Annotated in this window: 6 protein-coding genes; 2 read left to right on the top strand and 4 right to left on the bottom strand. The window is 68.6% G+C overall.

Going from position 1 to position 6,031, the window contains the following annotated elements; all coding sequences use genetic code 11:
- A partial coding sequence (locus JOY90_RS22245) for a DEAD/DEAH box helicase family protein (RefSeq protein WP_291693266.1) occupies positions 1–1,065 on the bottom strand: 1,065 nt, incomplete at its 3' end.
- 53 nt (positions 1,066–1,118) lie between these two features.
- On the bottom strand, positions 1,119–1,376 hold the full coding sequence (locus JOY90_RS22240; protein WP_291693265.1) for a hypothetical protein: 258 nt from the start codon (positions 1,374–1,376) through the stop codon (positions 1,119–1,121).
- 229 nt (positions 1,377–1,605) lie between these two features.
- Here JOY90_RS22240 and JOY90_RS22235 point away from each other — a divergent pair, with 229 nt between their 5' ends.
- Positions 1,606–3,168 (top strand): hypothetical protein, encoded by a 1,563-nt coding sequence (locus tag JOY90_RS22235; RefSeq protein WP_291693264.1) that lies wholly within the window; start codon positions 1,606–1,608, stop codon positions 3,166–3,168.
- A 5-nt stretch (positions 3,169–3,173) separates the two neighbouring features.
- Here JOY90_RS22235 and JOY90_RS22230 read toward each other — a convergent pair whose 3' ends face one another.
- A complete protein-coding gene (locus JOY90_RS22230) occupies positions 3,174–4,067 on the bottom strand; it encodes a hypothetical protein (protein WP_291693263.1) in 894 nt (297 codons plus the stop codon).
- Between the two features lie 69 nt (positions 4,068–4,136).
- Positions 4,137–5,045: a LysR substrate-binding domain-containing protein gene (locus JOY90_RS22225; protein WP_291693262.1), complete on the bottom strand. Its 909-nt coding sequence runs from the start codon at positions 5,043–5,045 to the stop codon at positions 4,137–4,139.
- Positions 5,046–5,292: 247 nt separating this feature from the next.
- Here JOY90_RS22225 and JOY90_RS22220 point away from each other — a divergent pair.
- The coding region (locus JOY90_RS22220) for a sulfite exporter TauE/SafE family protein (protein ID WP_291693261.1) at positions 5,293–6,031 on the top strand (739 nt) is incomplete at its 3' end.

Below are 6,031 nucleotides of genomic sequence, written 5' to 3'. Positions count from 1 at the left end.
GAAGAAGTTCTTGAACTCGCCATAGAGCTGCGCGGCCAGCGTCTTGTTCGGCGCCAGGATCAGCGCCGGGCGCTGGGTGGCCTCGATCACCTTGGCCATGGTGTAGGTCTTGCCGCTCCCGGTGACGCCGAGCAGCACCTGGCTGCGATCGTTGCGCTGGATGCCCTCGACCAGTTCGGCGATCGCCTGCGGCTGGTCGCCCTTCGGGGCGTAGTCGGACTTGATCTCGAAGCGGACGCCGCCCTCGCTCTTCTCCGGACGCGGCGGCCGGTGCGGCGTCCACACCTTCATACTGCCGTCGTCTTTCCGGAATTCCGGACGGCCCTCGCGGATCAGCGCCTCCAGCGCATCCGCGGTGGCTTTGACGCCGAGCGCTTCCATCTTGCTGCGCGGCGGCCGCGCGAGCGCCTCCTCATCGTCCTCCGCAGTCGGCAGCCCGAGCTGCCGCGCCAGCTCCGGATCGAGCGTCGGTATGGTGGCCGAGGTGCCGTAATTGGCCTGGGGGGCTTCGGAGAGGCCGGAGTTCGCGGAGTTGCGCGCGCCGATCGGCTGCGGGTTCGGCCGCAGCGGCATTAGTTTCGGGGTATGGCCTTGAGCTGCTCCACCTTCATCTTCGTCGACGACGGAGTTCGCGGAGGCACCCCCACCCTGACCCTCCCCCGCAAGCGGGAGAGGGGACGCGGGCTGCTCCGCCACGGAATCATCTTGGCCGCTTATACCCGGCGCTGGCCGTCTGGAGCCCTCCCCCGCAAGCGGGGGAGGGTTGGGTGGGGGAAAGCCACGCGACGTGGCGTCCGCCGCATCCCGCTTCGCCACATCCTCGCCCTTGCCGCGCGTCGAGGCACGCGCGCGATGGGCGGCGGCCTCGCCGCCGGCGCGGCGGTCGAAGGAATTGTCCGGCGGCGGCTGCAATCCGGTGGAGGAACCGAGGCCGCTCTCGCCGCGATTGATTGCGGGATTGAGCAGCTCGGCCAGCGCCGGGCCGATCGGCTGAACGTCGGGCCGGTGCGCCTTGGATCGCGGTGATCTTGCGGGTTTCTTCGGAGCGTCGGGTTTTTTCGCCATGCCGCGAATATGGGACGAGTCCGCCCGCCAGGAAAGGGCGAAGCGAGCCGCTGTCAGCGGCTGGCAACAGTCGCCGGCGCCGCGCGGGCCGCGTCCGGAACCGACCAGCGGTGCTTGCAACGATCGATGTGTTGTCGCGCGTCGGTGATGGCGGCGTCCTCGTCGAACCAGGCGAAGCCGATCTCGACCAGCGGAAATGGGCAACCGTCGATCACCACAGGCTGCCGATCCGCGCGGCGGATCCGGGCATGCCAGAGGCCGCGGCCGGCCTCGAACGATTCGATGTCGTACCCGTCGTGGAAAATGGTCATGACCGAACCCCGCTGCGTGCGGCGGAAACCCGACCACAAAGTCCCGCGCGCGCCTGTGAAGCGGTTCACAGGGTCTGCGGCATTTTTTTGCGCGCGCATTGTCGTGCAGGGCTCCCGCGGGGGCTACTCTGGATCGCTTTGCTACACGATCGATTTAAGGACGCCGGGTTGGCGGCGCAATTTCGCCCGCAACGAGCGGCAAGCCGCCATCCATCACGGGGAGAGCATCATGACCATCAATTTCATCCCGAATGACCCCAACGCGCAGGACGACATGCCCGAGCGTCAACAGCCGGCGCGGCCCGATCGCCCGGCCGGGCGCGCCAATTTCAACTTCGAGGCGCACGCGCCCGAAGGCGAGTTCGCGTTCGACCAGCGCGACTTCCTGTTCTGGCAAAGCCGCGAGGCGGCGCTCGCGGCGGTCGAAACCTGGGAGAGCTATGCGGGCAACCTCACCAGCTGGGCCAACCGCTCGGCAAACCCGTCGCGCATCGACATCAGCCTGACCTTCGACGATGGCGAGATCGTCGGTCCGCAGCGGCTCAACGCCTTTTATGACGGCAGGGGCGTCCGCTTCTTCGATTTCGACGACGGCACCACCACCACCTTCTCGGCGGCCAGCACCGACACTGTGAGCCATGAGGTCGGCCACGCGCTGCTCGACTCGCAGCGGCCGGAACTGTTCGGCAGCAGCGTGCCCGAGGTCGGCGCGTTCCACGAGGCGTTCGGCGACATCACGGCGCTGCTGACCGCGCTCTCCGACCAGGCGACGCGGATCAAATTGCTCGCGATCACGCCGGACCTGTCCAAGCCGAATTTCGTCGAGGCGAACTCCGAATATCTCTCCGCGGCCATCCGCAAGCAGTTCGGCGACGTCAATCCGTCGCAGCCGCGCCACGCGCTCAATCAATTCAAGTGGCAGCTTCCGAGCACGCTGCCGGTCGGCGCCTTCACCGATCCGCCGGAGAGGCTGTCGCGCGAGAGCCACAATTTCAGCCGGGTCTTCAGCGGCGCGTTCTACGACACGGTGCGGGCCGTCTTCACCTCCGGTGATGCGGACGACGAGGCGGCGCTGCTGACCGCGGCGCGGACCTGCGGCAGGCTGCTGGTGGAGGCAGTGCGCCAGACGCCGGAAACGGCGCGGTATTTCCAGGCCGTCGGCCGCGCCATGGTGAAGGTCGACGATCAGCTCAATGACGGCGCGCATCGCGACGCCATCGGCAAGGCGTTCGCCGATCACGCCATCATGCTGGGCAGCGCCGCGATGACCGCGCCGACGGCGGCGCTGGCGGGCCCGGCGCCGAAAATCCTGAAGACCAAGGCCACGATCGCCCCGAGCACGCTCAGCGACCTGCGCCAGCGGATCGGCGCGAAGCCGGGCGCGAGATTCGCGGTCCGTCCGCTTTCGATGCTCGGCGACGACGTGGCGGAAGCCGTGCATCGCCGCGAGGTCCCGCTCGGCACTATCGACAGGCGGCTGCGCGGCGTGATCGCCTATGCGGCCGAGCCGGTCCTGGTCGGCCGCTCCGGAAGCCGCGCGGCGGTGCTCGGCGCGCTGCCGGAGCCGAACCGCACCGAGGACGAAGTCGGTGCCTTCGTCGAGACGCTGCTCGGCAACGGCCGGATTGCACTCGACACCCGACCGACCAGGGGCGCCAAAAAAGGCGCCAAGAAAACACTGGTCGCGGTCAAGCGGAGGTCGAACGACCTGCCGACCCATGTGATCCGCACCGTTGGCGGCAAGAAGGTGCTGACCCGGATTCGGTTCCTCTGCGGTTGCTGCCGGGGCTAGAGCTTTCACCAGGCGGTGAAGCGGCAGCGGCGCAGGATGCGCCCCCCCTCTGCGTCGGTCTCGAGCCGATGCGTCGGCAGCACCGGGGACGTGGGATCGGGCGCGCCGTCGGCGATCTGCCGATTGGCCGCGAGCGTCTGCACCGCTTGAACCGCCTCGGCGACGTCTTCCGGCCGGGGCCGGGACTGCACCGCCGTGATCCGGCCCGCCGGATCGAGGTGCGCCTCGAGGTCGACCGGCAGCTCGACATGCACGCCGCTGAGATCTCCGAGCTCGGGCGCATTCAGCTTCACCAGGTTGCGTGCGGTCCCACGAATCCGATTGGGGCCGACGCTGTCGATCGACTGAAGCTGCAGGCCGTGATCCGCCAGCGCCGGCCGCAAGGCAGCTTCGCTGTTCCTGAATCCCGAGGCGCCGATCCTCTTCGAGATCAGCAGCGCCGCCGTCGACCAGTCGCTGAAGTCGACGCCGAATTGCAGCGCGCTCATGCCGAGCTTTCGACCGGCGGCGATGTGGCCGGCATCCTCGGTGATGAACAGCGCCTCGCTCAGGGTGCCGTCGACCTTGGCGCGCGCGAGCGCGGCCTCGAACAGCGCGGCGGCGGGCTTCCTCACCCCGACCTGGGTCGACAAGGTCACGCGCTCGTCGACCGGCTCGAACAACGGGCGCAGGCCGGTCCGGTCCAGGATCTTCAGGTAATCGGCGAATGCCGCAGTGATCGCCGCCTCCGTCCGTGGTTCGGGCATCGTGAAGTCCGAGACCAGGCACACGACCAGCGGCTCTTGCTCCGCGGTCTCGAAGGTCTCGATCACGCGCAGGGCGTCCGGGACGCCCGGAAACACCTTCTCCTGCGCATCGATCAGCGTGCCGCCGAGGTCAAGCAGTAAGGCCTTGATCATCTTCGTGCCTCGCCCGAGTGGCGCGGATACCTTGCCGCGCAGCCTATCAGGCGGGGCCCCGCAACGACATCACAATCTCGATCCGGGCGTGCGGCTGGCGCGCACCGACGGCGCGGCCGCCGCCTGCATGATCCAGCGGCGGAACGCGGCGAAGTCGCGCTGGCCGGTCTGGAAGCCGCGATAGACCAGATACCAGCGCATGCCCTTGGGCACGCTGAGCTCGAACGGCGTCACCAGTCGGCCCGCGGCGAGGTCGTCGTCGATATAGGGCCGGATGCCCATGGCGATGCCGAGCCCGTCCACGGCCGCCTGCTGCGCCTGGCCGTAGAACTGGAATTCGGGGCCGCGCGCGCCGACCCGCGCGACGCCGGCGGCCTTCAGCCAGCGTGGCCAGTCGTCGGGCGAATGCGCGACGCGCAGCAGGCTGGATCCCCTGAGGTCGCCCGGACGCTTCAGGGGGCTCGCAAGCCTTGGCGTGCACACCGGCAGGAGGTCGGCGGCGAACAGCGGCTCGGCCGCGAAGCCCGGCCAGGCGCCGTCGCCGAGCTTGATGCCGCAGCTCCAGTCGTCGGCGAACGGCGCGGCCGCGCCACCGGTGGTGATGCGCACGTCGATATCGGGCTCTTCCTTCCGGAAATCCGCCAATCGCGGAATCAGCCAGCGCATTGCGAAGGTCGGCCCGACGCCGATGGTAAGGACGCGGAGCGAGGCCGGCGTCGTCACCTGCGCGGTCAGGCTCGCCAGCGCGTCGAAGATCGGCGTCAACCCGCTCTGATAGGCGCGGCCCGCCGGCGTCGGCGCCAGCCTGTTGGCCTTGCGCTCGAACAGCGCGACGCCGAGCCGCTCTTCGAGCAGATGCACCATGCGGCTGACCGCAGCCGGCGAGACGTTGAGCTCGCCTCCCGCGGCGGCGAAGCTGCCGGTGCGGGCGGCGGCCTCGAACGCCTTGATGCCGTTGAGAAACAGGAGCCTGCGCATGCGCCGGGAATGACCCTCAGGAAAGCTGATGCTGAGAATGAGATAACTCCGTTTGCGCTTCAGGCGCAAGCGGGGCACAAACAAGTAGGAGCGCTCGAGTCACCTCTCCCCGTTCTTTCACGGGGAGAGGTCGGCGCGCGACGCCGGGTGCGGGCCTCTCCACGGGCAGTGCTCGTGGAGACAGCCCCTCACCCCGACCCTCTACCTGCAAGGGCGGGGCGAGGGAGAACCACATCGAGGGAGTTGAATGACGACGTTGATGATCGCCGCGCTGGGGGCCCTGATGGTCGCGACCGCGTTCCTGTCGGGGCTGTTCGGCATGGCGGGCGGACTGGTGCTGATCGGCGTGCTGCTGGCGCTGATGCCGTTGCCGACCGCGATGGTGCTGCACGCGGTCACGCAGATGGCCTCGAACGGCTGGCGCGCAGTGCTGTGGCGCGCCCATATCCGCTGGCGCCCGGTGTTCGTCTACCTGATCGGCTGCGCGGTCGCGCTCGGGCTATGGTCGGTCACCCGCTACGTGCCGGACAAGCCGGTCGCGCTGCTGCTGCTCGGCGTCACGCCGTTCATGGCGCGGATGCTGCCGTCCAGCGTCAAGCCCGACCCCGAGAACATCTGGCAGGGCGCGCTGTACGGCTCGATCTGCATGGGGTTGATGCTGATGACCGGCGTCTCCGGGCCGTTGCTCGACACCTTCTTCCTCGGCGGCAAGTTCGAGCGGCGCGCCATCGTCGCTACCAAGGCGACCTGCCAGGTCGCAAGCCATTTCACCAAGCTGATCTATTTCGGCGGCATCATCGACCAGGCCGCGAGTCTCGATCCGGTGCTCGCCGCCGTCGCGGTCGCGGCCTCGATGCTCGGCACCACGCTGTCGCGCCGCGTGCTGGAGGCGATGAGCGATGCGCAATTCCGCCGCTGGGCCAATTACATCATCACGACGGTGGCGAGCTATTATTTGCTCTATGGCGGCTGGCTGCTGGTCGCGA

It is taken from the genome of Bradyrhizobium sp., assembly GCF_019242285.1.
In the GTDB taxonomy this organism is placed as follows: domain Bacteria; phylum Pseudomonadota; class Alphaproteobacteria; order Rhizobiales; family Xanthobacteraceae; genus Bradyrhizobium.
The sequence above is the reverse complement of the archived record's forward strand: the minus strand, read 5'-3'. Positions and strand labels throughout refer to the sequence as shown.